The organism is Pararobbsia alpina, from assembly GCF_902859895.1.
GTDB classification, from domain to species: Bacteria; Pseudomonadota; Gammaproteobacteria; order Burkholderiales; family Burkholderiaceae; genus Pararobbsia; species Pararobbsia alpina.
In genome coordinates, this window is the sequence record NZ_CADIKM010000228.1 from 1 (window position 1) to 579 (window position 579).

At 59.2% G+C, this 579-nt stretch carries 1 pseudogene; it reads right to left on the minus strand.

Going from position 1 to position 579, the window contains the following annotated elements:
• Positions 1-21: 21 nt before the first annotated feature.
• Positions 22-579: pseudogene (locus HV670_RS30415) on the minus strand (multicopper oxidase domain-containing protein); the annotation flags it as partial.

A 579-nucleotide genomic window follows, 5' to 3' on the forward strand; every position in this document is an offset into this window, starting at 1 on the left:
ATGTTGCCCACGGTTGTTCTCCTAGGTGCAAGCCTTCGTGCTCGGGTCAACCGCGCGGCAGATGTGGACTTCGGTCATCAACCCGCCAAAGTTCTCGGCATCGTTCGACAGGTGATCGAGGTTCGGCGTGTACAGGTAGTAGCTCGCGCCCGGCGCATACTTCGTCGTGTCGCTCGCGTCGAGGATGACGTCGACGGACTCCCCTCCACCAAGCGTGATCGAGTTCGTGTTGTAGGTCATGTCGTTCCCGGCCATGTCGCGCAACAGCCGGGCATTGACGCCTATCACATGCATCGGAATACCCAGCGATGCGAGCGTCTGAAACTCGGTGGTATCGAGGTCCGAAATCCGAAGCAGTGCCTTGCCGCCAGCCGGGATATTGATGAACGCCGGCAACGGTTGAGAATAGTGCTGCGAGCCGTCGGCCACCGGTGTGTGCATCGGCCCGGTTGTCACCGTATCCGGATAGCTGCGCCCGTTCAGCAGGAAATGCTTGTCCTTGTTGTCGGTGAATGGCTCCGGATTGAAGGTCATCCCGACGAAGTGGAAGTTCGGATCGAAGCCGTCTATCTGCAACGG